Below are 24811 nucleotides of genomic sequence, written 5' to 3' on the forward strand. Positions count from 1 at the left end.
TGTCCGGGCCTCCGGATGAAAAACGCCCGCCTCCCCCGCGAGGGAGGCGGATATCCTCAGATCACCCCGTTGATCTTGGTGATCTCGTCATCAATCAGAAGCGTCGCATCACCCAGGGTGAAGACGTTGTAATTGTGGCCGTTCTCGGAATGCGTGCCAGCCGCCTGCGCACCGACGATGTTGATGATATCGTCAGAGCCACCGTGGATCGCCACGGTGTCGGTGGTCTCGGACAGCGCCTTGATTTGGCTTTCCGTGATCGTCAGTTCGCTGTCCTCTGCGAACTGCAGGTCGATGGTGTCGACGTTGAAGGCCCGCAGCGCATTGGCGATGCTGTCCGACATCTGCACCGTATTGGTGTGGGTGTCGTCCGTCACCAGATACGCGCCCGAGGTGTTCCCCGCCGCGTCGGTCGAAGCCAGCACGAGATGCGTGCCGTCGGCCACCGGGTTCTGCAGGAACAGGTAGGCGTCATCGCCGCTTTCGACCACGTTGGACAGCGCGACCTCGGACACGGAGGCCGCACCGCTCGGGTTGATCACCTTGCCCAGGAACAGGGCGTCGTCGGTGTTGTCGGTCCAGATCTGTGCCACACCGCCGCCCGAGCGGCCATAGCCGTCCCAGGACAGCGTGTCCGGTGCCTCGGTGTCAATCGCCAGCGTCTCGGTGATCGTGTCGACGTTGCCTGCCGCGTCGGTCGCCGTGATGCTGATCTGATGGTTCGGCAGGGTCCCCGTCGGGACCGAGCTGGACGGAATGTTGAGCGACCACGCACCCGAGGCCGAAACAACCGCCGTATGCACCACGCCACCCATCGTGACCGTCACGGTCGAGCCCGGCTCGACGTCACCCGTCAGGGTGATGCCTGCTGCCGCTTCGGCGTAGTTGATGACGTTGTCACCGGCGACGGGACGGTTCAGGTCCAGTTCATTCACCAGCGTGTCGATGCCGATGGTCACCGAGGTCTGCGCCGTGTTGCCCGCCACGTCGGTGGTGTCCACCGTCGCCACGCGCGACGTCTCGCCCGTCGGAATGGCCGAGGCCGGGAGGGACACGGACCAGTTGCCCTGGCTGTCCACCGTCGCGGTCTGCTGCACGCCGTTGAAGGTCACCTTCACTGTCGCGCCCGGCTCGGTCGTGCCCGTCAGGCTGAAGCCATCCATGCGCTCGACCGCGTTGATGACATTGTCGCCCTCGACCGGGTTGGTCGAAGTGGCAAAGTTCAGCACCTCGGTGTCGAAATGCAGGCTGTCCGTCCGCAGCAGCTGGTTGCCCGCGCTGTCGGTGATCTGCGCCGTGATCGTGGCGTCATAGGTGCCCTGTGTGATCTCGTGCGCGGCAAAGGGTGCCGTCCACTTGCCGTTGGCACCGGTCAGGACGGTATGGGACACACCGCCCATGGTCACCACGACCCACTGGCCCGGCGTCGAGGTGCCGGTGATGATGACACCATCCGACGCTTCGACGAAGTTCACCACATCGTCGCCCTCGACCGGGGTCGAGTCGATGGTCAGGAGACCCGCGTCGGTGTCAACGGTCACGGTGCGGTTCAGCGTTTCCACGTTGCCCGCAAGGTCCGTGGCGGTGATGGTCATCGCCGCCGTGGTCTCTCCGGTCGGGATCTGCGCGGCGGTGAAATTCGCCGTCCAGTTGCCGTTTGCGTCGACCGAGGCATTCACCGTGTGGCCGTTCATCGTCAGCACAACCGAGCTGCCCGGCTCGGTTGTACCCGTCATGGTCAGGCCCGCCGTCCGCTCTGCCGCGTTGATGACGCCATCGGCACCACCGGGTGTCGAGGTGGTGGCAAAGTTGCGCACCAGCGTGTCCACCGCGACGGTCCCCGAAGCGGTCTCGACGTTGCCCGCCGCGTCGGTCGCCCGCGCGGTGACGGTCAGCGTGCGCTCTCCGGTCGGGATCTCGGCGGCGGAGTAGAACACCGTCCAGCTGCCGTCGCTGGCGACGACCGCCGGGTGGGTGATATTGCCCATGGTGACCGTCACGATCGCGCCCGGCTCGGCAGTGCCGCGCAGGGTCACGCCATCGGAATGCTCAACCTTGTTGATGATGCCGTCGGTCTCGACGCCCGCCGTGTTGACCGAAACGCTGGTCACGGTGTCGATGTCGATGGAGCCATTGACCGTCGCCACGTTGCCATAAAGGTCGGTGGATTTCGCAGCCACAGCCAGAGTGGTGTCGCCGGTCGGGATCTCCGACGCAGGCAGGGTCACGCTCCAGGTCGTGCCGGTGACGGTGGCGGTGTAGTCGCTGCCGTTCACGGTAACTACGACGGTGCTGCCCGCCTCGGTCGTGCCGGTCAGGACCACGCCATCGGCGCGCTCAACCGCGTTCACGGTGCCGTCGCCTTCGACGCCTGCCGTGTTCATCGTGACCGAGGTCGTCGTGTCCACCGGCATCGCGAAGGTCGAGGTGGTGGAGTTGCCCGCAAGGTCGGTCGCCTTGAACGTCCCGGACAGCGTCGACACACCCGTGGGAACCAGCGCCGTCGGGATGGACATGGTCCACTCGCCGTTGCCGTTCGCCGTGGTCTGCAGCGTCGTGCCCTGGATGGTCAGCGTAATCGCGGCCCCCGGTTCGGAGGTGCCGTTGACCATGACGCCCGACAGGCGCTCGGCGGCGTTGATGGTGCCATCCGCGTCCGCCACGAAGTACAGGATGGACACGTTAGTATCCACCGTGACGGTGCCCGAGGCGCTGGAGGTGTTGCCCGCCCCATCGGTCGAGGTCACGGTCAGCGTCCCGGTGTAGCCCAGTTCGGAATGGCCCGGCCCGCCGTCGATCAGCGAGGGAGAGACATTCATCGTCCAGGCACCATTGGTGCCCACGGTGGCGGTGCCCAGCGTGTTGTTGCCAGAGGTCACGACGACCGTCGCGCCCGGCTCGCCGGTGCCGGTCACGGTGACCTGGCCCGCGAATTCCGCCGCGTTGATGACGCCGTCGCTCGCGATGGTCGCGGTGTTGATGGTGACGGCAGCCTCGGTGTCCACGTCAAAGGTATGCGACATGGAGGACACGTTGCCTGCGGTGTCGGTCGACACGATCTCTGCCGTGGCGGTGTAGGTGCCTGCGGCAAGGTCGGTCGCCGAGAAGGTCACGCTCCAGTCGCCATTGGCATCGGCGGTGGCCGTCTGCGCGACGCCCGCGATGGTGACGACGATGCTGGACCCCGCCTGCGAGGTGCCGGTAAAGGTCACGCCCGCCGCATGCTCTGCACCCGAGATCAGGTCGTCCCCGGTCAGCGGCGCGTTGTCCAGCGCGATCGTGTTGACCGTGTCGATCTGCACGCTGTCCGTCACGGTCGTCGCATTGCCGAAGGAATCCGTGGCTGTCAGGGTGATGTCAGTAATGTATTCGCCCTCGGGGAAGACCGAGTCGTCGAAGGTGAAGGACCACGAGCCGTCGCCGCCGATCACCATGGACTGGCTGTTGCCGTCGATGGTGATGGTCACGGTCGCGCCCGCCTCGCCGGTGCCGCCGATGGTCACACCATTGGCGTGCTCGACCGCATTGACGATCTCCGCGACCGAAACGGTGCCCTCGGTGATGTCCAGCGCCGGGGGCGTCGTGTCGATGGTGAAGCTCGGGCCGTCCAGATCGGTCACGGTGCCGTTCGGATCGGTCACGGTGACGTCGACATCGACGTAGGTGCCGTCATCCGGGAAATCGTCGCCCTCGAAGATCACTTCCCAGACGCGGTCCTCGCCTGCGGTGCCGGTGACGGTCTCGTCACCGATGACCACCTCGACCGTCGAACCGGGGTTCGCGGTGCCGGTCACAGTCAGAACCGGAGCATCGTTGCCACTGATATCATAGGACGCGTCGGCGCTGTCCACGGTCGGAGCGACCCAGGTGTCTGTCGGCGTCGTGGTTTCCGTGGGCGTCGGTGTATCGCCACCGCCACCACCACCGCCGCCACCACCGCCGCCACCACCAAACAGCAGCGGCAGACCCAGCAGCGCGCCAAGGCCACCGGCCCCCGCGCCTCCCAGACCCAGAAGCGGCAGGGCGGCCAACATGCCCACATCTTCTTCTTCGCCGTCGTAGGCACCCGCCACCTGCGGCATGACCTCCGGATCGTCGATAAAGATCAGCTGGTCGGAGGGGCTCCACTTGCCCCAGCTTTCGGTCGGGCCGTATTGCGCGAACAGCGCGCCACCATCCGCCTCGACAAAGCTGACCTCGTTCAGGTCGCCATTCGCAGACAGGAACAGACGGCTGTTCGCCGCGCCCGCCATCTCGCCGCTGAAGTAGTTTTCCAGCACGATCACGCGCCCATCAGCGAGCGTGATAAGCAGATCGTTCGCTGCGCGGTCATAGCCACGCAGGTCCATCTGGCTGATATTCAGGGAAATATCGTTGCCGACACCCGCGTCGAGAAGGAAACCTTGGCCTTCGCCGCCCACGGAGCCACGCTCCACCGTACCCGCACTGGTACGGATCACGAAATCAATCGCGTTCATGATCACACCGCTCTACCTCTGTGCCCGCCTTGTTTTTTATGCGGCGGGCTTCTTGCTCTAAGGCATGCTTAACGCATTCCCGCCACATTCGCTAGGCGGAAATTGACGTTAACGGCAAATGACGGGGTTTTCGGGGTCGTCAGCACCAAATCAGCTATAGATTGTGGCAGAAATGTGGCAGGGATACTAACTATTCAGACGTATAGCCTGCCCTGTGGCCGCAGACTCCTGGGCGGCGAGACCCATCTGAACCGCTTTCATGCCATCTGACAGCGTCACTTCGCAGCCCTGAAGGCCCCTGACAGCGCTCAGAAAGCGTTGATGCTGGTAAAAGGTCGATCCGTTGTGGTCGCCCGCGTCCAGCAGGTCCGGGTCGACAGGGATCTCCAGCACGCGCGGGCCGCGAGGATTGCGGGGGCTGACCACAACCTGGGGGACAGGCGGCGCGCCCAGATCAGAGGGCCAGAACCGCCCCGGACCGGGGACGAGCGCCTCGATTTTCCCCGCTGGACCAACGGCGGACAGCTCCTCCTGGTACTCCGCGCCCTCCGCGTACATGCACAGTTCGAGCATGGCACGGGCACCATTGGCGAAATCCACGATGACATAACCGCTGTCCCAGATATCCGGCGTTTCGCCGTCGTAGCGCTCGTCGAGATGGTTCACCACCTGCCCCGCGCTGGCCATCACCCGCACCGGCTCGGACTTCAGCGCCAGCCGCATGAGATCGAAGAAATGGCAGCACTTCTCGACCAGTGTCCCGCCGGTGTTGCGGTTGAACCGGTTCCAATGCCCGACCTTGGGCAGGAAGGGAAAGCGATGCTCGCGGATGGTCAGCATCTTCACGCCACCGGTCACCTCCTGCAGCTGCTCCAGAAAGACCGCGATCGGCGGCATGTAGCGGTATTCCATCGCGACCCAGATCGGCGCCGGGTAGGATTCGGCGATCCGCGCCACGCGCGCCGCATCGGCGGGGTCGGTGAACAGCGGCTTTTCCATCAGGATCGGCATCGGCCGCCGCGCCGCCACCTGCTCCAACTGACCGATGTGCAGATGGTTCGGACTGGCCACCAGCAGCGCGTCGATATCCTCACGCGCCAGAAGCGCATCGATGGAATCGACCATCGCGGCCCCTGGCACCATCAGCCGCGCCGCCTTTGCCATCATCCCGGAGGGCTCAAAGATCGCACCCACCTCGGCCCCGTCCAGAAGCGCGATGTTGCGCAGGTGCTCCTGCCCCATCATGCCACATCCGATCACGCCGTAGCGGATCACCTTCGTTCCGTGGTCCTTCATTTCAATCGCGCCACATAGGTTGCCACATTGGTATCGATCCACCCCCGCGAGACCTCGGCCCGCCGGCCGTCATGGTCAAAACTGATGCGCGTCGCCAGCAAGGTCGACGCCCCGGCGGTCAGCCCGTACTCCGGCGGCGCCCAATCCGGCACCGGGGCAACCCCCATCCTGTCCTCGACCCGGTGGATCACCAGCCCCAGCTTGTCGCGGTAATAAAGATACAGGGACTCCGACAGATCCTCGCGCGCCATGCGCGGCGCATAGGAGGCGTCCAGCCAGATCTCCTCGATGATCGCAGGCACCTTGTTCAGCCGCCGCAGACGGCGAATGCGATGCGCCTTGTCGCTGGTCCCGAATGCGGGCAGGTCGGCGGGCTTGTCCACCGTGGTCACGTCCAGCACCTGCGCCGTGGGCAGGCCACCGCCCTCCAGCAGTTCGACCCGGAAGAAGGCATAGACCGCCTGCACATCCGCCTTGGCCCGGATGTAATTGCCCGACCCCTGCACCCGCTCCAGCAGTCCCTTTTCGACCAGCTGATCCAACGCCTTGCGCAGGGTGCCCACGGAAATCCCCAGCCGTTCGGCATAGTCGCGTTCCGGCGGCAAGCGCTCGCCATCCGCCAACCGCCCCGCGTTGATGTCGCGGATCAGCATCTCGCTGATTTGCAGGTACAGCGGCAGGGCGTGGCGGTCGGTCATCTTTCAATTCCGAAATTGATACACCATTGATCTACTCCGTTTCCGCTGCTACGCAATATGGAAAATGCACCCGGAGGGCATCTTATGACCGTGGTTCCCATCACCTCCCCCGACCTCGACGCGGCCGAGGTGTCGTGGTTCGCGGCGCTCTGCTCGGATGACTACGAATACCTCGGAGTCCCTGAGGGCCGGTTAAGATCATCCTGGTCGCATTGTTCCTCGCTGGTGCAGGAGGCCGAGAGGCAGGGGTTCCGCAACATCCTCTGCCCGTCCTCCTACCAGGTTGGGCAGGACACGCTGTCCTTCGTCGCGGGCTGCGCGCCGATCACCGAGCGTATCAACATGCTGGCCGCCGTGCGCTGCGGCGAGATGCAGCCGATCATGCTGGCCCGCACCATCGCCACGCTCGACCACATGCTGCAAGGCAGGCTGACGGTGAACATCATCTCCTCCGACTTCCCGGGCGAGAAGGCCGACTCGGCCTACCGCTACCAGCGCTCGCGCGAGGTGGTGGAAATCCTCAAACAGGCCTGGACGCAGGACGAAATCAATCACGACGGCCAAGTCTACCAGTTCCACGGCCTCACCACCGACCCCGCGAAGCCCTACCAGCAAGGCGGACCGCTCCTGTACTTCGGCGGCTACTCCCCCGACGCGCTGGAGCTCTGCGGCCAGCACTGCGACGTCTACCTGATGTGGCCGGAGCCCAAGGACCAGATCGCGGAACGCATGAAGGCTGTGCACGCCGTCGCCGACCGTTACGGCCGCACGCTGGATTACGGTTTGCGCGTGCATGTCATCGTGCGCGACACCGAAGCCGAGGCGCGCGAATGGGCCGAGCACATCACCTCGAAACTCGACGACGAGATGGGAAAGCTGATCCGGGAACGGGCACTCGATTCCGGCTCGCTCGGTGTGTCGCATCAGGCGCGGGCGCGGGAACTGGCGGACCAGTACGGGTATGTCGAGCCCCACCTCTGGACCGGCATCGGTCGTGCCCGTTCCGGCTGTGGGGCGGCCATCGTCGGGTCGACGGATCAGGTGCTCTCGGAACTCGAGGCCTACAGGAAGATGGGGATCCGCGCCTTCATCCTGTCCGGCTATCCGCACCACGACGAGTGCCGCCATTTCGGTGCCCGTGTCCTGCCACAGCTGAAGACCTGTTCGTTGCCCCATGCCTATGGCAGGGTGCCCGCAACCGCCCCGCACACTCCGCTAGCCGAAGGACCCCGCCGCTGATGGCCAATGATCTGGAACGAATTTCCCTCACCGATGACGTCACCCTCTCGCGCCTTGTTTATGGCATGTGGCGGCTGGGGGACGATGCGGACACCTCGCCCGAACATGTCCGCGCCAAGATCGACGCTTGTCTGGATCAAGGCATCACCACCATGGACCAGGCCGACATCTACGGCGGCTACATGGCCGAAGAGATCCTCGGCAACGCCCTGACCCCGGCCCTGCGCAAACAGATCGAGATCGTCACCAAGTGCGACATCGTTGCGCCCGTGGGACGCCATGCGGCGGCGCGGGTGAAATATTACGACACCACCCGCAAGCACATCCGACAGTCCGTCGATGCCTCGCTGAAACTGATGAAGACCGATTACATCGACCTGCTGTTGATCCATCGCCCCGATCCGTTGATGGATCATGTCGAGACCGGAGAGGCGCTGGACGAGCTGGTGAACTCCGGGAAGGTGCGCGCCGTTGGCGTGTCGAATTTCCGCCCATGGGATTGGGAGCTGTTGCAATCCGCGATGGAGACGCCGCTTGCCACCAACCAGATCGAAATCTCGCTCACCCATCACGAACCGCTGACAAACGGCGACCTCGCCTTTCATCAGCGGCACAACCACGCTGTCATGGCATGGTCGCCGCTCGGTGGCGGCAGCCTGTTCGCCGAAGCCTCCAGCCCGCTGCGCGCAAGACTGAACCAGATCGCCACCGAGAACGACACCGATGCCGCCGCAGTAGCGGTCGCCTGGCTGCTGCGCCACCCCGCGACGATCCTGCCGGTGCTGGGCACCAATACCCTGTCGCGGATCGCCACGATTTCAGACGCCGCGCGTGTCAGTCTGGACCGTCAGACGTGGTATGAGCTTTATACCCTCGCCCTCGGGCACGAGGTGCCCTAAGTCACGGCCATGACCAACGCCGCGCCACATGTCTTTGACCCTGCCGATGCCGATCCCCGCGCCTTTCGCGATGCGCTGGGGCGCTTTGCCACGGGCGTCTGCATCGTCACCTGCGCCACACCCGACGGGCCGCTGGGGATCACCGCAAACAGCTTTGCCTCGGTGTCCCTGGATCCGCCGCTGGTTCTGTGGTCACCGGCAAAGCATTCCTATCGCTACCCTTTCTTCCTGAAGGCCGAGCGGTTTGCGATCCACGTCATGGGCCATGAACAGGAAAAGCTCTGTCAGGGATTTGCCAAAGCCGGCACAGCTTTCGACGGGCTTGAACTGGCCTACGACGACCACGGCACCCCGTTGATCGAGGGCTGCCTTTCGCGTTTCGAATGCACACAGGAGGCGGCACATGATGCGGGGGACCATACGATCATCGTGGGCCATGTCCATCGCGTCACAACCCGGACGGGTGCGCCGCTGCTGTTCCACTCCGGCTTTTATGGGCGCCTGGCGGATCCGGACTGACGCAAGGTCAGATCACGCACAGAATCAGTAGGATTTTTTGCGCTCCCGATTTCGGGAACGACGCCCAAAACGCAGGCGGAAAATCGCGCATTCTGTGGATAACCGCGAAAACAGGGTAAGAAATCTAGGACTTGCCATCCCCGCACGACCGGATCACATTTTAGTCAGATACATTTCGTTTTCTCGATCAAAGGTCTGCCATGCCTGCGATGCATATTATCACGAAGCCGCTCGTGCGGGCGGCAACTGCCGCGTGTGCTGCGCTGCTGTTTTTCGGAACGTCGGCGCAGGCCGACACCATGACGGCGGAGGATTTCCTGCCGGTCGAAGCGGCGCAGGCCCGTCTCGGCCAGTTGCTGTTCTACGACAAGATCATGTCGGGCAACCTGAACATCAGCTGTGCCACTTGCCACCACCATGACCTGAACAGCGCCGACGGCGTCAGCCTCGGTCTTGGCGAGGGCGGTTACGGCCTTGGCCCTGATCGTCTGTCCGGCCTTGTCGGCAACACGCGCGTGGCCGAGCGTATCCCGCGCAACGCACCTGCGTTGTGGAACATCGGCCACAAGGACCGTCGCGTCCTGTTCCATGATGGCCGGGTCGAGCGGGACGCCTCCCAGCCGTCGGGCTTCAAGACCCCGGCCAAGGGCCAGACCCCGCTCGGGCTGAACTCCATCGTTGCGGCGCAGGCGCTGTTCCCACCGACCTCCGCTGCCGAGATGAAGGGCCAGCCCGGCGACAATGATGTGGCCGACGCCTTTGCGCGCAGCTTCACCGAAGGGTGGGAAACCATCGCCGCCCGTGTCCGCTCAAAACCGGCTTACGAGACCGCCTTCCGCATCGCCTATCCGCATGTGAAGTCGCCCGAGGACATCACCATCGTCGAGATCGTGAATGCCATAGCGGCGTTCGAAATGTCGGAGTGGCAGAGCTTCGACAGCCCCTACGACGCCTATGTCAACGCGGGCAAACCCTTGGACCCGCTTGCAGAAAAAGGCCGTCAGCTGTTCTTCGGCGAGGCGGGCTGTTCGTCCTGCCACTCCGGTCCGCTGTTTACCGACCAGAACTTCTACGCCGCCGGGGTGCCGCAGTTCGGGCCGGGACGAAAATTCGACGGCAACGACCTGCCGCGCGACATGGGTCGCATGGAAACCACGCGCGACCCCGCCGATGCCTACAAGTTCCGCGTGCCGTCGCTGCGCAATGTCGCCCTGACCGGCCCCTACGGCCACAACGGCGCCTATACTGATCTGCGCGACATGATCCGCCACATGTGTGACCCGGTGACGACCCGCGCCAACTGGACGCCCGGAATGGCGCGGCTGCCGCAGGTGCCCTGGCTGGACAAGGACGATTTCACCATCGTCTCGCTGGCCGACGAGCAGGAGCGCCAGATTTCCAAGCTGGACATCACGCCGGTCGAGATGGTCGAGGCAGATATCGACGCGCTAGAGGCCTTCCTCAACGCGCTCACCGGCGAGACGGCCATGCAGCGCCCGCTGGGCCGCCCGGACCGCGTGCCGTCCGGCCTGCCCGTGGATTGATCCCGCCGATTTGAAACGCGAAAGGCGCCCGTCAGACTGACGCGGCGCCTTTTTCATGGCCATTTGGCAAGCATCAGGCCGTGTGCTTCATGAGGTGTTTCACCGCAGGCTGCTTGCGCGGCTTCTTGTGCAGCAGCATCAACAGCTCCGCCAGTTCCGGCTCAACCACACGCTTCGCAGCGGCCTTGGGCGTGAACCACTTGCGCTTGCGCTGTTTGCGCTCTTTCCAGTCACGCAGCAGTTTGCTCACCACCATCGGGTAGACCCGCACGACACAGGGCACGACGCGCCCATCCTTCATGATCTTGGGGTAACGATAGGTGCCCAGCGCCTCGGAGCTGATAAATCCCTTGGCCCCGGCCTCTTCCAGCGCCTCGATCTCGGCGGCGGCCCAGGGCTTGTGGCCGTCCATCTCCCAGCCCTTGGGCATGACCCAGCGGCCGGTGTCCCGCGAGGTCACCATCAGGACCTTCACCTGGCCCTTGTCGTCCCAGCGCAGCGGCAGGGCGGCAATCTGTTCACCTATCTCGGGCAATCGTCCTCCTGTCGACCGCTCGCGGACCTTTTCGAGGTGCGCGTCGCCTCCCCGCGAAGATGCACCCAAGATCCTAAGACATTGAAAAGAACTAAGGCCGCGTCAGTGACTGACGCGGCCTTGAATTCTGGCGGACCGAGGAGGATTCGAACCCCCGACCCCTTGATTCGTAGTCAAGTACTCTATCCAGCTGAGCTATCGGTCCGTGAGGGCGGGATGTACATATGCCGCCCGGGATGCGCAAGAGCGAATTTTGAATTTTTCACGACATATCGCCCATGGGCAGTCGAATACTGAAACAAGTCCCTGTTTCATCTGAATTTTTCAACGTCAGCGTGCCGCCGTGACCGCGGATCAGCTCTGACACGATGGCCAAACCCAGCCCCGAGCCGCCTTTGCGCACACCGCCCTGAAATGGCTGGAACAGGTGTTCGCGTGCCTTCGGCGGCAAACCGGGCCCGGTGTCGGTCACCTCGATGATCCAGGCGTCATCCTCGGCCCGTGCGGCGACCGAGATCTCACCGCCCTCCCCCGTGGCCGTGATGGCCTGACGCGCGTTGCGCACCAAGTTCGACAGCGCGCGGTAGATCTGTTCCGGATCGCCCCGAATCATCAGGCTGGCTGGGATGTCCTCGGACAGCGAGACGTCGTCTTCGCCGATGGCCAGCCGCTCGGCCTCCAGCACCTCGTTGGCGAGATTCGACAGGTTGAAATGCGTCAGTGCCGGCGCGGGCTCTTCGGCCCGACCAAAGGCAAGCGTGTTTTCGCACAGGCTCACCGCCCGCGTGATGGAGTTCACCAGCTTGGGCGCCATGCGTTTCACCGCAGGGTCCTCGGACATCTCGATACGGTCCGTGAACAACTGCGCCGAGGTCAGGATGTTGCGCAGGTCATGCGAAACCCGCGCCACGGCCCCACCCAGCTGCGCCAGCCGCTCTTTCTGCCGCAGCGATTGCGTCAGCTGCGTCTCGAGCGCCTGCAGGGCCACCTCCGCCTCGCGCAGTTCACGCACCGTCGCCTGCGGGGTGATGATGCGACGCGCATCCTCGGGGGCCTCGGCGTAACGCATCATGTGACCGATGACGCCTTTCATCGGCTTCACGATCAGCGAGCGCACGGCAAGGAACAGCAGCCCCGCCGTGATGATCGAAATGACCGCAGACAGAAGCAGCACCCGCAGCCCGTAATCGAGCATGGCCACCCGCAGATCGCCGGTTTCCATGGTGACTTCGATCAGTTGCCCTGCATCCAACGATGGCGCGCCAATCACCCGTATGATGGTCGGGTCCGTTTGCAACAGGCGAAACATGGCGTCGCGCATCAGGTCCCAGGCGCTCGCCATGCGCAGGTCGTACGAGGCCTCGATCTCTCCCGGGATTGGGGAGGACAGCACCAACTGCCGCATCGAATCGCGCCGCAGGACCACGTTGTAGACGCCTGCGTTGTCCAACAGCTCCTTTTCGAGGTCCTCGGTCAGCATGTCGTCAGCCAGCAAGGCCAAGGACGCGATCTGCGCCCGCTCCAGGCGCGCCAGAAGGTAGTCCTCGCGGAAGCGTGCCACCGAAGGGACAAATATCAGCACTTCGGCCAGCATCACGAAGATGACGGTCAGAACGAGGAAGCGGCCAGAGAGCGAGTTCAACATAAGGGTTTATGGCAGCCAGCGTTGCACCAGCCTGACAACTTTCTTCACGGTTTCGTTTTCGAACAATTTGGGAGAGAAATAGGCGCCCGCAACCCGTTTGTTAATCTCTCCAACAGTTGGATAGGGCGAAACCATGCCCGAAACCGCACTCATTTTCAGATTGTTCGCGATCACCAGCGACCAGAGGTTCACCAGTTCCCCTGCCTGCGGGCCCGCGATCGTCACGCCGACGGGTCGCCCCTTGACCACCATCGCCTTGATGAAGCCCTTTGCCTGACGCTCCGCCAGCAGCCGGTCGCTGTGGTCAAAGTCGAACCGCGCGACTTCCAGCCGATCACCATACTGCTCGCGCGCCTCGGCCTCGGTCAGGCCGACCTGAGCCAGTTCCGGCTGCGTGTAGGTGGCGCGCGGGATATGCGCGGTTTTCGCCTTGGCCGGCAGCCCCAGCACGGCCGAGCGCACCACGATCCCGGCGTGATAGCCCGCAAGATGGGTGAACTGCATCCCGCCCGCCACATCGCCGATGGCATAGACCCGGCGGTTCGTGGACTTGAGCGACTCGTCCACCTTGATCCCCGTGCGCGTGGTCTCGATGCCGGCGGCGTCCAGGTTCAACCGTTCAGTATTCGTCTTGCGCCCGACAGCCACCAACAAGTGCGATCCCTCGAAAACGCGCCCGTCTTCGACCTCGACCGCAATGCCCGGGCGGACCGCCGTGACCTTGGCCTCCTCGACGATTTCGACCCCCTCGGCGCGCAGCGCCTCCAGCACCAGCGCGCGGGCCTCCGGATCATCGCGTCCCAGCGCCTTTGCCCCTTCGATCACCGTCACGCGACAGCCAAGGCGCACATGCGCCTGCGCCATTTCCATACCGATAGGACCGCCTCCGATAATGAGAAGGTGGTCGGGACGTTCCTTCAGTTCCCAGAGGGACTCGTTGGTCAGAAACGGCACCTCTGCCAATCCCGGAATCGGCGGCACCAGCGGCGACGATCCCGTGGCCACCACGATCCGCCGTGCCGAGATGCGGTAGTCCCCCGCCTCCACCTCGGTTTCCGAAACGAAGCGCCCAAAGGCGCGGATCACACGGACACCGAAGCCTTCAAAGCGCTCCTGACTGTCCACCGGAGCAATCTGCGCGATCACCCCCGCCACATGATCCTTGGCAGCGGCATAGTCGACGACGGGATCGACAGGAGAAATGCCATAAGGGGCGGTGCGGCGCATGGTCTGCGCCCGGGCCGCAGCGGCGATCAAGGCCTTTGACGGAACGCAACCGTAGTTCAGGCAGTCGCCGCCCATCTTGTGTCCTTCAAGCAGAATCACGTCAGCGCCCATCTGGCTGGCGCCCGCAGCAACGGACAAACCACCGGAGCCCGCACCGATAATCAGGATGTCGCAACTCAGCTTTTCCATCAGTCCAATTCCTTCTTGCCACGCAGGGTCTTGATAACGATGGGAAGTGCCGACAAAGCCGCCAGACCGAGGATCGGACCGATCACCTGTGGCGCCCAGAGCAACGACAGGTCCGGACGCTCTCCCCGGTCGAAAACCTCGCCAAGACCCACACCGATAGAGGTGAACACCAAAGCGCCCGGAATGATTCCCAGACCCGTGGTCAGCAGGAAGTTCCGCAGCTTCACCCCAACCAGCGCGGGCAACAGGTTCGCGACAAAGAACGGAACTGCGGGCACCAGCCGCATCATGAAGAGGACAGAGATCTCATGCTCTGCCAGCCCCTTCTTGATCCGCCCCAGCGTGCCCTCCGACGCGTGCATCCGCGCCGCCAGGGTTCGCCCCAGCCCCGCGCGCGCCGCGAGAAAGATCGCCGTCGCCCCGATGGTGGCGGCGATCACGTTCAGCGCCGTGCCGGTCCACAGCCCGAACAGGAACCCTCCCGTCACCGAAGCCACTGCCGCGCCGGGCAGCGAAAAGGCCACGATCGCGACGTAGATCACGACGAATCCCAGCGCCATCAGCAGATAATGCGCGTCCCGCAGCGCCAGCAGCTCTTCGCGGTTTTCGGCAAGCGTGTCAAAGGTGATATAGTCGCGCAAAGTCAGCGCCCCGACCACCGCCACGATAGCGATCAGTATCAACGGCAAATGCCGCGCCAAACCGTTGGTCTTGCCTTCGGATTTCGAAGCTTCCGTCATTCTGCGCTCCCGCTTGCCCAGCCCATCGCGGGCAGCCTGAACCGCAACATGCGCCAAAGAGGGCCTTCAAGACACCCGCTTCACGCCGGGTTGAAGCGTGACTTGCGGTTTCGTGAGGATTCGCCCGTAACGCCGTGCGGTCTGAAACATTAACCTTCTTCGGGACGGGCGGACTGAAACAATCAACCCCGCGGCCTCAAGCCGCCAAAAAAGACAGGTTCAACCCCTTGAATTGCAAAGCTGCATGTATCATCCAGTCCTCAAGCCTGCCGCAGAAAGAGATTTTGATTTCCCTGCCAACAGGCATTTGACAACATCCCCACGCCCCCCTATAGGCAGGGCTTCGAATGTCCCTGGTGGCGACTCGCGTCGCGGCCAATGAACCCGGAGTAGCCGCGATGAAACGCACTTACCAACCGTCGAACCTCGTCCGCAAGCGCCGCCACGGCTTCCGTGCACGCATGGCAACCAAGGCCGGCCGCAAGATCCTGAATGCGCGCCGTGCACGCGGCCGCAAGGTTCTGAGCGCCTGATCCAAGACACTGCCGTCATGGCTGACACACAGGCCGTCCCGGACCGTTCCGAGACGGCCTTGTTGTCGTTTCGGGTCCTTTCCAAGCGCGCAGATTTCCTCCGCGCCGCCCGCGCCCGCCGCGTCCCCTGCGAAGGCTTCCTTCTGCAGGCTCGGCTGCGTGACGAGGGCGAAGCCGAAGGGATGCGGGTCGGCTTTACGTGCTCCAAGAAGGTCGGGAACTCCGTGGCGCGCAACCGTGCCAAGCGCCGATTGCGTGAAATTGCCCGGCTGGTTCTGCCCGCCATGGGGCAACCGGACCACGATTACGTGCTGATCGGCCGCGCCGAGAAGACCGCGACCCGAGACTTTGCCCTGATGCAGGACGACCTTCGCCGCGCCCTGCGCAAGCTGCATGGCCAGTCCGACCCGAAGAAGGCCGCGACATGAGCCCGCTGGCCTTCGTCGCGTCCCTGCCGGTGCGCGCGTACCGTCTGGTCCTGTCCCCCTGGGTCGGCCATGGTTGCCGCTACCACCCCACCTGCTCGGCCTACGCCATGGAAGCGCTTGAAAAACACGGCGCCTTCAAGGGCTGCTGGCTGGCCGCCCGCCGCATCGCCCGCTGCCACCCTTGGGGTGGATCGGGTATCGACAACGTACCGGACTGATCCCCGGAGGACCCCCATGCTGGACGACGCCGACGAGATTCACCCGCTGTTCTACGGCGCCCCGAAAAGCACCGAGTTCAAGAAGCTGCGCAAGCGGCTGGTGCAGAACGTGCGCGAAGCGGTCGAACAATATGGCATGATCGAAGCCGGCGACACGCCGCAGAAATGGCTGGTCTGCCTGTCCGGTGGCAAGGACTCGTACACCCTGCTCGCGATCCTGCACGAACTGAAATGGCGCGGTCTGTTGCCGGTCGAGTTGCTCGCCTGCAACCTCGATCAGGGCCAGCCCGGCTTTCCCGCGACCGTCCTACCGGAGTTCCTCGAGAAGATGCAGGTTTCGTATCGGATCGAGTATCAGGACACCTATTCCATCGTGATGGACAAGGTTCCGCAGGGGCGCACCTATTGCGCGCTGTGTTCGCGTCTGCGTCGCGGCAACCTGTATCGAATCGCGCGCGAGGAAGGGTGTAACGCGGTTGTCCTCGGCCATCACCGGGACGACATTCTAGAGACATTTTTCATGAACCTCTTCCATGGCGGACGGCTGGCGACCATGCCTCCGAAGCTGGTGAACGAGGACGGTGATCTATTTGTTTTCAGACCCTTGGCCCATGTGGCCGAGGAAGATTGCGAAAAGTTCGCCCGCGCCATGAACTACCCGATCATTCCCTGTGACCTCTGCGGCAGCCAGGACGGCCTGCAGCGACAGCAGGTGAAACAGATCCTCGACGGATGGGAGAAAAACAGCCCCGGCCGCCGCCAGGTCATGTTCCGGTCGCTGATGAATATCCGCCCGTCCCATATGCTCGATCCAAAGCTTTTCGACTTCGCCGGACTGACCCGGACGTTTGACGAACGCAATTCGAACAAAAACTGACCGCGGCGTTAACACCCGAGTTACCCGCGTCTTCTAGGGTCCTTGTCCAGTAACGGAAGGACGGGCTCATGAAGATGTCCATCGGCACGGGATTCGCGAGGGTCCGCTCATTTCTCCGGCGGGGGCTGCAGGGTCCCCAGTCGCTGGCTTTCCTGCCGGCAATCGTGCTGGCGGCTTTCTGGATCGGCGGCGAGCCCTTTCTGATCTTCACGGCACTCGGCGCACCCTTCCTGTATCTGTTGGCCAGCGGGCCGAGCGGCAGAGCGGCAGAGGAAGAGCCCGCAAAACAGGCGTCAGACGTGGTCGACATGGCGGCCGCCCGTTCTCTCGCCCAGAACGCGCTGGACCGCGCGAAAGCCGCGAACCTCGCGACGGCCTGCATGCTCGTCGAACTCGACGGCCTCGATGACAGCGCGCAAATGGCAGGCGACGGGACCGTCGATACCCTGCGTGAACTTGCGCTCTCCCGGCTGCGCAACACGTTGCGGCGCGACGACATAGCGCTGCGCATGGGGGACCGCCGGTTCCTTTTGCTCTTGGGCCCGTCCCTGCGGCTGGACCTCGAGGCCTTGTTGCAACTGGCCTCCCGCCTTCAGAACGCAGTCGAAGAACCGGCTGCCGTGGAAAACTCCATGCGGTATATGTCCGCCTCCATAGGGTTCTGTGCGGGCGTGCGCCTGCCGGCCACGGCTACGGGCGCCCAGATGCTCGAAGCGGCGCAGGTCGCCTTGTCAGAGGCCGTGGCAAATGGCCCCTCCGCCATCCGCGCCTGGTCAGAGCACATGCGCATGGCGCACAGCGAGCAAAAGACACTCCGCAGCGAGGTAGACCGCGCCTTGGCCAGCGGCCAGATCCAGCCTTGGTTCCAGCCCCAGGTCTGCACCTCGACGGGCCGCATCAGTGGCGTAGAGGCACTGGCGCGATGGATCCACCCCACTCGTGGGATCGTTCCCCCGGGGCAGTTTCTTCGCGTTCTCGAGGATTCGGGCCGCATGGAACGTCTCAGCGAAGTCATCCTGCAGCATTCCCTGACGGCCTTGCGCAGCTGGGATTCCGCAGGTCTGGACATTCCACGTGTCAGCGTAAACTTCTCAGATCCCGAACTGCGAGATCCGCGTCTGGTCGAACGCATCCAGTGGGAACTGGACCGCTTTGGCCTGACACCGCAGCGTCTGGGCATCGAAGTGTTGGAAACCGTGATCGCCGGATCACCCGAGGGCGTGGTCGCCCGGAACATCGTCGAACTGGGTAAACTCGGGTGCCATATCGATCTTGACGACTTCGGCACCGGTCATGCGTCCATCACCTCCCTGCGCCGGTTCAAGGTACATCGTCTGAAGATCGACCGCAGCTTTGTCACGCGCATCGACCGCGATGAGGAACAACACCGCATGCTGGCAGCCGTCCTTGGCATGGCCGACCGTCTCGGGCTGGAAACGCTTGCCGAGGGCGTCGAAAGCGTTGGCGAGCACGCGCTGCTTGCCCAACTTGGCTGCGATCATGTGCAGGGCTTCGGCATCGCCCGTCCGATGCCCGCCGACCAACTGGTCGACTGGGCCAATCAGCACGCCAATCGCATTGCCGAAGCGCAAAAGCTCGGCCGCGGCTCCGCCTGAGCTCCTCCGGCGCCAAGGCGGTTCCCTTGCACGACGTTCGCCCGTGGAATGGCGGCGCGCAAGGACACAGGGAATCGCGCGCTTTCTGTCCCGAGCATCACAACGGGGACCGCCCCGCCTGGAAAACCCGTTCAATCTGCCGCTCGCAGCCGACCAGACACCTAAAATCCGCCGTCTGCCCCGTCGCGTCCCAAGGATGTGACGGAAATGCGCTTGACCTTTCAGGCCGGGGACGTTTGAACCCACCGGGACTTTCAAACGGAAAGGCAGGCTTCCCAAATGGATGAACAGAACAAGAACCTATTCCTGGCGACGGCGCTCAGCTTTGTCGTCATTCTCGTATGGTTCATCCTCTTTCCACCGCCAGAACCGGTCGAGGATCCCAATGCACCCGCTGAGGTCACTCAGACGGTCCCGGCTACGGATGGCGTCGCGACAACGCCTTCGGTTGCTCCGGGTGGCACACCCGCTCCGGAAGCCGCTCCGGACCCCCTCGCCGATGCTCCGCGTCTGCCGCTGGAAACACCGCGCCTCGAAGGGTCGATCTCTCTGGCTGGTGGCCGCATCGACGACCTGCGCCTGAAAGACTACACTGTATCGCTGGACAGCGACGAGATCGTGCAGATGCTCGACCCCGTTGGCAATGACACGGCCTATTACGTGCTGTACGGTTGGGCACCCGGCAATGGCGTGGCCGCCAGCGAAGCTCCCGGACCGAACAGCGCATGGACCGTCGAATCAGGCGAGAAACTGACTGTCGACTCGCCGGTCACACTGCGCTGGGACAGCCCTGCGGGGCTGATCTATCGCCGCACGATGGCAATCGACGCGAACTACATGTTCACCGTCACCCAGACGGTCGAGAACACAGGCTCCGCCGAGATCAGCCTCGCTCCCTACGGTGTCATAGCCCGCCACGGTGAGCCCGACAGCAAGAAGTTCTTCGTCCTGCACGAAGGTGCGATGCAGATGTCCGACGGCATCCTCGAGCAGATCACCTACGGCGACATGCCCGACATGGACGTAGACCCCGGCGAAGGCATCCGCGCTTCCGTGCAGCGCGTGTCCGAGACGGGTTGGGTCGGTTTCACAGACCATTACTGGATGGCCATGATGATCCCGGGCAACGACCAGCCTTTCAAGTCGGTGGTCAAGTACGACCAAGCCTCGGACATCTATCAGGCAGAGGCCGTGATGGCGACGGTGACTGTCGCCCCCGGCCAGACGCAATCTGTGTCCACGCAACTCTTCGCCGGTGCCAAGGAATGGGAAACCATCAAAGAGTATGAGGCACAGGGCGTCGACCGTTTCATCGACTCCATCGACTGGGGCTGGTTCTTCTTCCTGACCAAGCCGATATTCGCCGTTCTGCACTGGCTGCATGCCCAGATCGGCAACATGGGCCTCGCCATCATCGCGCTGACCGTCCTGCTGAAGGCCCTCCTCTTCCCGCTGGCGTACAAGTCCTACGCCTCCATGGCGAAGATGAAGGAACTTCAGCCGGAAATGGAAAAGCTGAAGGAGCGCGCCGGTGACGACCGCGAGAAGCTCCAGAAGGAGATGATGGCGCTCTACAAGGAGAAGAAGGTCAACCCGGCCGCGGGCTGCCTGCCGATCCTGCTGCAGATCCCGATCTTCTTCAGCCTTTACAAGGTGATCTTCGTCACGCTGGAACTGCGGCATGCCGATTTCTTTGGTCCTTTCCGCGACCTCAGCGCGCCGGACCCCACCTCGATCTTCAACTTCTACGGCCTGCTGCCCTGGGCCGCGCCGGAGGCGGGTTCGATCCTCGCGCTGGTCTTCATCGGCATTCTGCCGCTGCTGCTGGGTATCTCCATGTGGCTGCAACAGAAACTGAACCCGGCGCCCGCTGACCCCGCGCAGCAGATGATCTTTGCCTGGATGCCGTGGATCTTCATGTTCATGCTGGGCGGTTTCGCGTCGGGCCTGGTGGTCTATTGGATCACCAACAACGTGATCACCTTCACGCAGCAGTACCTCATCATGCGCAGCCATGGGTACAAGCCGGACATCCTTGGCAACATCAAGGGCAAGAAGGCCGAGGCGGCCAAGAAGTAACGCCCCTCACCGACGAAACGGAAACCGCGGTCGTGATGGTCTCACGGCCGCGGTTGCTTTATAGACCATGCGAATCCGCAGGAGACGCCCGATGCAACTGCCCTTCCCCCTCGCCGAAGACCCCGATGATGCCGCCCGCGAAGCGGCTCGCAAGCTGTTCGTCGGCGACGGCGTGGATTTCGTCAAAGGTGTCGTCGCCATGGATGGCCTGCCGCCCGACGACCGGGGCGAGGTCTGCTTTGCAGGCCGCTCCAACGTGGGCAAATCCAGCCTCATCAACGCATTGACCGGGCGCAAGAACTTGGCCCGTGCGTCGAACACGCCGGGCCGGACGCAGGAGATCAACTACTTCACCCTCGGGGCCGAAAAGTACCTCGTCGACCTGCCGGGCTATGGCTTTGCCAATGCGCCCGTGGCCGTGGTCGAGAAATGGCAGCGCCTGCTGAAGCAGTACCTCTCGGGCCGCGCGACCTTGCAGCGCGCCTTCGTGCTCATCGACTTCCGCCATGGCATCAAGAAGGTGGACGACGAGATCCTGACCCTGCTGGACAAGTCCGCCGTGCCGTTTCAGGTCGTGCTGACCAAACAGGACAAGGTCAAGAAGGCCGAGCAGGACAAGGTTCTGGCGCAGGTCCGCGAGGCGTTGAACAAGCACCCCGCCGCCTATCCAGAGCTGGTCATCACCTCGTCGGAGAAGGGCGACGGCATCGCCACGCTCAGGTCGATCATCGCCAAACTCTGAGACCACTGGAACTCTCGCGGCCTTCGGGGCATGGTAAATGCCAGCCCGTTAAGGATACCCAGATGAGACCGCGCAACATGAACAAAGACTGGAAAGCCACCGCACGCACGCTGTCAGAGGCCCTGCCCTTCATGCAGCGTTACTCGGGTGCCATCGTCGTGGTGAAATTCGGCGGCAACGCCATGGGCGATTCCGACGCCATGGCAGAGTTTGCCCGCGACATCGTGCTGATGCGGCAGGTGGGCATCAACCCTGTCGTGGTGCACGGCGGCGGACCGATGATCAACGAGATGCTCAAGAAGCTCGACATCAAGTCCGAGTTCGTGCGCGGCAAGCGCGTCACGGATCAGGCCACCGTCGAGGTGGTCGAGATGGTCCTGACCGGCCTCGTGAACAAGCGCATCGTACAGGCGATCATGGACGAAGGCGGCCGCGCCGTGGGGCTGTCCGGCAAGGACGACGACCTCATGGTCTGCGAGGCGGACGACCCGGAACTGGGCTTCGTCGGCCGCCCGATCGAGATGAACGTGCAGGTGCTGCGCGACCTCTTTGCCGCCGGGATCATCCCTGTCGTGGCCCCCGTGGCGACCGGCATGGACCCGCTGGAAACCTTCAACGTCAACGGCGACACTGCCGCCGGGGCCATCGCGGGCGCGCTGAAGGCCGACCGCCTGCTGCTGCTGACCGACGTGGCCGGGGTCAAGAACGCCGAGGGCGAGGTCGTGACCGAGATGGTCCCCGACGACATCATCCGCATGACCGAGGAAGGCGTCATCGCGGGCGGCATGATCCCCAAGACCGAAACCGCGCTGAAGGCGCTGGAGCAAGGCGTGCGCGCCGTGGTCATCGTCGATGGCCGCGTGTCCAATGCCTGCCTGCTGGAACTGTTCACCGAACACGGCTCCGGCTCGATGATCCGACAGCCGGACCTGCCCTCGCTGACGCAGCGCCATCCGTGACGCTCGCGGCCTTGCAGGCTGCCGCGCAGGCCCATGGCCTGACGATTCGCGGTGGCCTGCACCCAGACGCCGATCCCACCCTGCCGCAAGGCGCCCGGACCCTCGTGATGATCGGCCCGGACGAGCCGCGCTTCTGGCCGATCTTCACCGCCGCGCCGGAATATAGCGACGGGCTGCCCGACCCGATGGACCGCTGGTCGAAACGCATCCTGCCCGCGCTGGCGGCACCTTACCACGGCACCGCGCTGTTCCCGTCGGACGGGCCACCCTATCCGCCCTTCATCCAGTGGGCGCAGGCCTCCGGCCACAGCTGGCCCTCCCCTGTGGGCCTGCTGGTGCATGACGACGCGGGGCTGTTCGTGTCCTATCGCGGCGTGATCGCCCTGCCCGATCACTATGACCTGACGGCGGGGCAACGCCCCTGTGACACCTGCGCAGCGCCCTGCCTGACCGCCTGCCCCGTCGACGCCTTCGCTTCTGGCAGCTACGACGTGCCGCGCTGTCAGGCGCATGTCCACGTCAGCGCCGCCTGCCAATCCGGGTGCCTCGTGCGCCGCGCCTGCCCCGTGGCGCGCGGGTTTGAGCGACTACCCGATCAGTCAGCTTTCCACATGTCTGCCTTCATGAGAAACTACAGACCATGAAACGCCTCATCCTCATGCGCCATGCCAAGTCCGACTGGGCCGCCGGCACCCCTGACGCCGAGCGCCCCCTCAACGGGCGTGGTAAGCGCTCCGCCAAGGTCACGGGCCTCTGGCTGAAGGACATGGGCTACCTCCCTGACGAGGTGCTCTGTTCCTCGGCCCTGCGCACCCGCGAAACGCTGGAGAAGCTGAAGATCGAGGCGCGCACCAGCTATCAAATGGCGCTGTACCTCGCCGAGGCGACAGAGATGCTCGCAGTCCTGCGGCAGGCCACGGGCGACACGGTTCTGATGCTGGGCCATAACCCCGGCATCGGCGATTTCGCCCATGCGCTTGTCGCCAAAGGCCCCGAGCACGCGCGTTGGAACGACTATCCCACCTGCGCGACCCTTGTGGCGGACTTCGAGATCGACGACTGGGAGGCGCTGACACCCGGCACGGGCCGCGTCACCGACTTCGTCGTCGGGCGCGACTTTACCGACTGAAGCGACCCGCCTTTAACGGGACGCACCGATACCCTGCCGCGCCTTCGGCGCTCTCGGGACATCGGCGCACAGTTTGATCAAGTTGAAAAGCGGGGCGCTAATCGTCAGCGAAACGGCGGGCTGTACAACAGCCCACCCTCCGTCCATTGCAGGTTCAACCCGCGCGACAGGCCGATCGGGGTCGTCTCGCCGATGTTCTTTGCGAACAATTCACCGTAGTTGCCCCCGGCCTTGATCGCCCGCACGGCCCAATCGGCGTCCAGCCCCAGCATCTCACCCATCAGTCCTTCGAGGCCCAGCAGGCGGTTCACCTCGGGCGTCGAGGTGCCCTGCGCCTTCAACTCGTCCACGTTGGCCGAGTTCACGCCCAGTTCCTCGGCAGCGATAAGCGCGTTCAGCACCCAGCGCACGAGGTCGGCCCAGTCGTCATCGCCATGACGCACAACCGGTCCCAGCGGCTCCTTGGAGATGATGTCCTCCAGCAGCACATGGTCCGCAGGCGCGGCAAAGGTTGCCCGGATCGCCGCCAGCTGCGACGCATCCGACGAATAGACCTCGCAGGCACCTTCCAGGTACAGGCTCTGGGCCTCGGCGGTGCCCGCAACCGGGATCGCCTCGTAGGTCATCTCGTAGCGCTTGAAATACTCCGCCACGTTCATTGCGCTGGTGGTGTCTTCCTGCACGCAGATCTTGCGGCCATCCAGCTCGCGGGCGGAGGACAGGCCAAGCGCCTTGGGCACCATGAAGCCCTGCCCGTCGTAGTAGTTGATGCCCGCGAAATCGACCTTGAGGTCCACGTCCGTCGTGAAGCTCCACGTCGTGTTGCGCGCCAGCAGATCCGCCTCGCCCGCGTTCAGCACGCGATAGCGCGTCGCGGCGGTGGTCTCGATGAAATTGACAGCGTTGGGATCGCCCAGCACCGCGGCGGCCACCGCGCGGCACAGGCCCACGTCAAAGCCCTGCCAGACCCCTGCCGCATCCTTGGAAGCAAAGCCGACAAGCCCCGTGTTGACGCCACAGTTCAGCGCGCCACGGGTCTTCACCTCGTCCAGCGTGCCACCGGTCGCGGTGGTTGCCGCCAGCATCACAGACGCGACGCAGAGAATCCTGTACATTCCGTCCTCACCTTAAGGTCTTTGCCTCGTTACCATCCGGCGACGATCTGCCACCGGGTACAGGATACACCGGGGGCGCACACCCTCGCCCCCTTCGAATTGCCCG

The 24811-nt window shown here is 63.9% G+C and carries 22 protein-coding genes and 1 tRNA gene; 14 read left to right on the top strand and 9 right to left on the bottom strand.

Going from position 1 to position 24811, the window contains the following annotated elements; all coding sequences use genetic code 11:
• Nucleotides 1-56: 56 nt before the first annotated feature.
• The 3 genes from ACP16H_RS18030 to ACP16H_RS18040 form a co-directional block, all read right to left on the bottom strand.
• The gene (locus tag ACP16H_RS18030) at nt 57-4478 is read right to left on the bottom strand and encodes an Ig-like domain-containing protein (protein ID WP_425073648.1); all 4422 of its coding nucleotides are present in this window, start codon (nt 4476-4478) and stop codon (nt 57-59) included.
• Between the two features lie 186 nt (nt 4479-4664).
• A complete protein-coding gene (locus ACP16H_RS18035) occupies nt 4665-5774 on the bottom strand; it encodes a Gfo/Idh/MocA family protein (RefSeq protein ID WP_425073649.1) in 1110 nt (369 codons plus the stop codon).
• Complete coding sequence (locus ACP16H_RS18040) at nt 5771-6472, bottom strand: GntR family transcriptional regulator (protein ID WP_425073650.1); 702 nt, start codon at nt 6470-6472, stop codon at nt 5771-5773. The genes ACP16H_RS18035 and ACP16H_RS18040 overlap by 4 nt, the downstream gene beginning before the upstream one ends.
• An 84-nt stretch (nt 6473-6556) precedes the next feature.
• On the opposite strand from ACP16H_RS18040, the gene ACP16H_RS18045 reads away from it, so the two are divergent.
• The 4 genes from ACP16H_RS18045 (at nt 6557) to ACP16H_RS18060 (ending at nt 10673) form a co-directional block, all read left to right on the top strand.
• Nucleotides 6557-7711: an LLM class flavin-dependent oxidoreductase gene (locus tag ACP16H_RS18045; RefSeq protein WP_425073651.1), complete on the top strand. Its 1155-nt coding sequence runs from the start codon at nt 6557-6559 to the stop codon at nt 7709-7711.
• 11 nt (nt 7712-7722) lie between these two features.
• Nucleotides 7723-8610: an aldo/keto reductase gene (locus ACP16H_RS18050; protein WP_425073749.1), complete on the top strand. Its 888-nt coding sequence runs from the start codon at nt 7723-7725 to the stop codon at nt 8608-8610.
• Nucleotides 8611-8619: 9 nt separating this feature from the next.
• A complete protein-coding gene (locus ACP16H_RS18055; protein WP_425073652.1) occupies nt 8620-9129 on the top strand; it encodes a flavin reductase family protein in 510 nt (169 codons plus the stop codon).
• Nucleotides 9130-9329: 200 nt separating this feature from the next.
• A complete protein-coding gene (locus tag ACP16H_RS18060) occupies nt 9330-10673 on the top strand; it encodes a cytochrome-c peroxidase (RefSeq protein ID WP_425073653.1) in 1344 nt (447 codons plus the stop codon).
• 73 nt (nt 10674-10746) lie between these two features.
• Here ACP16H_RS18060 and ACP16H_RS18065 read toward each other — a convergent pair whose 3' ends face one another.
• From ACP16H_RS18065 to ACP16H_RS18085, 5 genes are all read right to left on the bottom strand, one after another.
• Nucleotides 10747-11208 carry an NUDIX hydrolase gene (locus ACP16H_RS18065; protein WP_425073654.1) on the bottom strand — a complete coding sequence of 154 codons (462 nt, stop codon included), beginning with the start codon at nt 11206-11208 and terminating at the stop codon, nt 10747-10749.
• Nucleotides 11209-11336: 128 nt separating this feature from the next.
• Nucleotides 11337-11413 (bottom strand) — tRNA-Arg (locus ACP16H_RS18070).
• 57 nt (nt 11414-11470) lie between these two features.
• Nucleotides 11471-12853, bottom strand: coding sequence for a sensor histidine kinase (locus ACP16H_RS18075; RefSeq protein WP_425073655.1), 1383 nt, complete (start codon nt 12851-12853; stop codon nt 11471-11473).
• A gap of 6 nt (nt 12854-12859) precedes the next feature.
• Nucleotides 12860-14269, bottom strand: a complete 1410-nt coding sequence (locus tag ACP16H_RS18080) for a dihydrolipoyl dehydrogenase family protein (protein WP_425073656.1) — start codon at nt 14267-14269, stop codon at nt 12860-12862.
• The gene (locus tag ACP16H_RS18085) at nt 14269-15009 is read right to left on the bottom strand and encodes a TVP38/TMEM64 family protein (RefSeq protein ID WP_425073657.1); all 741 of its coding nucleotides are present in this window, start codon (nt 15007-15009) and stop codon (nt 14269-14271) included. Before ACP16H_RS18085 ends, ACP16H_RS18080 begins: the two co-directional genes overlap by 1 nt.
• A gap of 398 nt (nt 15010-15407) precedes the next feature.
• On the opposite strand from ACP16H_RS18085, the gene rpmH reads away from it, so the two are divergent.
• The 10 genes from rpmH (at nt 15408) to ACP16H_RS18135 (ending at nt 23590) form a co-directional block, all read left to right on the top strand.
• The gene (rpmH, locus tag ACP16H_RS18090) at nt 15408-15542 is read left to right on the top strand and encodes a 50S ribosomal protein L34 (protein WP_425073658.1); all 135 of its coding nucleotides are present in this window, start codon (nt 15408-15410) and stop codon (nt 15540-15542) included.
• Nucleotides 15543-15559: 17 nt separating this feature from the next.
• Nucleotides 15560-15970 carry a ribonuclease P protein component gene (gene rnpA, locus ACP16H_RS18095; protein ID WP_425073659.1) on the top strand — a complete coding sequence of 137 codons (411 nt, stop codon included), beginning with the start codon at nt 15560-15562 and terminating at the stop codon, nt 15968-15970.
• The gene (gene yidD / locus ACP16H_RS18100; protein ID WP_425073660.1) at nt 15967-16188 is read left to right on the top strand and encodes a membrane protein insertion efficiency factor YidD; all 222 of its coding nucleotides are present in this window, start codon (nt 15967-15969) and stop codon (nt 16186-16188) included. The genes rnpA and yidD overlap by 4 nt, the downstream gene beginning before the upstream one ends.
• Before the next feature lie 16 nt (nt 16189-16204).
• On the top strand, nt 16205-17065 hold the full coding sequence (ttcA, locus tag ACP16H_RS18105) for a tRNA 2-thiocytidine(32) synthetase TtcA (protein ID WP_425073661.1): 861 nt from the start codon (nt 16205-16207) through the stop codon (nt 17063-17065).
• Between the two features lie 68 nt (nt 17066-17133).
• The gene (locus tag ACP16H_RS18110) at nt 17134-18681 is read left to right on the top strand and encodes a putative bifunctional diguanylate cyclase/phosphodiesterase (RefSeq protein ID WP_425073662.1); all 1548 of its coding nucleotides are present in this window, start codon (nt 17134-17136) and stop codon (nt 18679-18681) included.
• A gap of 279 nt (nt 18682-18960) precedes the next feature.
• Nucleotides 18961-20760, top strand: coding sequence for a membrane protein insertase YidC (yidC, locus tag ACP16H_RS18115; RefSeq protein ID WP_425073663.1), 1800 nt, complete (start codon nt 18961-18963; stop codon nt 20758-20760).
• A gap of 91 nt (nt 20761-20851) precedes the next feature.
• Complete coding sequence (gene yihA, locus ACP16H_RS18120; RefSeq protein WP_425073664.1) at nt 20852-21502, top strand: ribosome biogenesis GTP-binding protein YihA/YsxC; 651 nt, start codon at nt 20852-20854, stop codon at nt 21500-21502.
• 62 nt (nt 21503-21564) lie between these two features.
• The gene (gene argB / locus ACP16H_RS18125; protein WP_425073665.1) at nt 21565-22461 is read left to right on the top strand and encodes an acetylglutamate kinase; all 897 of its coding nucleotides are present in this window, start codon (nt 21565-21567) and stop codon (nt 22459-22461) included.
• Nucleotides 22458-23105: a ferredoxin gene (locus ACP16H_RS18130; protein ID WP_425073666.1), complete on the top strand. Its 648-nt coding sequence runs from the start codon at nt 22458-22460 to the stop codon at nt 23103-23105. Before argB ends, ACP16H_RS18130 begins: the two co-directional genes overlap by 4 nt.
• Nucleotides 23102-23590, top strand: a complete 489-nt coding sequence (locus ACP16H_RS18135; RefSeq protein WP_425073667.1) for a SixA phosphatase family protein — start codon at nt 23102-23104, stop codon at nt 23588-23590. The genes ACP16H_RS18130 and ACP16H_RS18135 overlap by 4 nt, the downstream gene beginning before the upstream one ends.
• A 104-nt stretch (nt 23591-23694) precedes the next feature.
• Here ACP16H_RS18135 and ACP16H_RS18140 read toward each other — a convergent pair whose 3' ends face one another.
• Complete coding sequence (locus ACP16H_RS18140; RefSeq protein ID WP_425073668.1) at nt 23695-24705, bottom strand: amino acid ABC transporter substrate-binding protein; 1011 nt, start codon at nt 24703-24705, stop codon at nt 23695-23697.
• Nucleotides 24706-24811 lie beyond the last annotated feature (106 nt).

It is taken from the genome of Sagittula sp. S175 (assembly GCF_049800975.1).
Taxonomy (GTDB): Bacteria; Pseudomonadota; Alphaproteobacteria; order Rhodobacterales; family Rhodobacteraceae; genus Sagittula.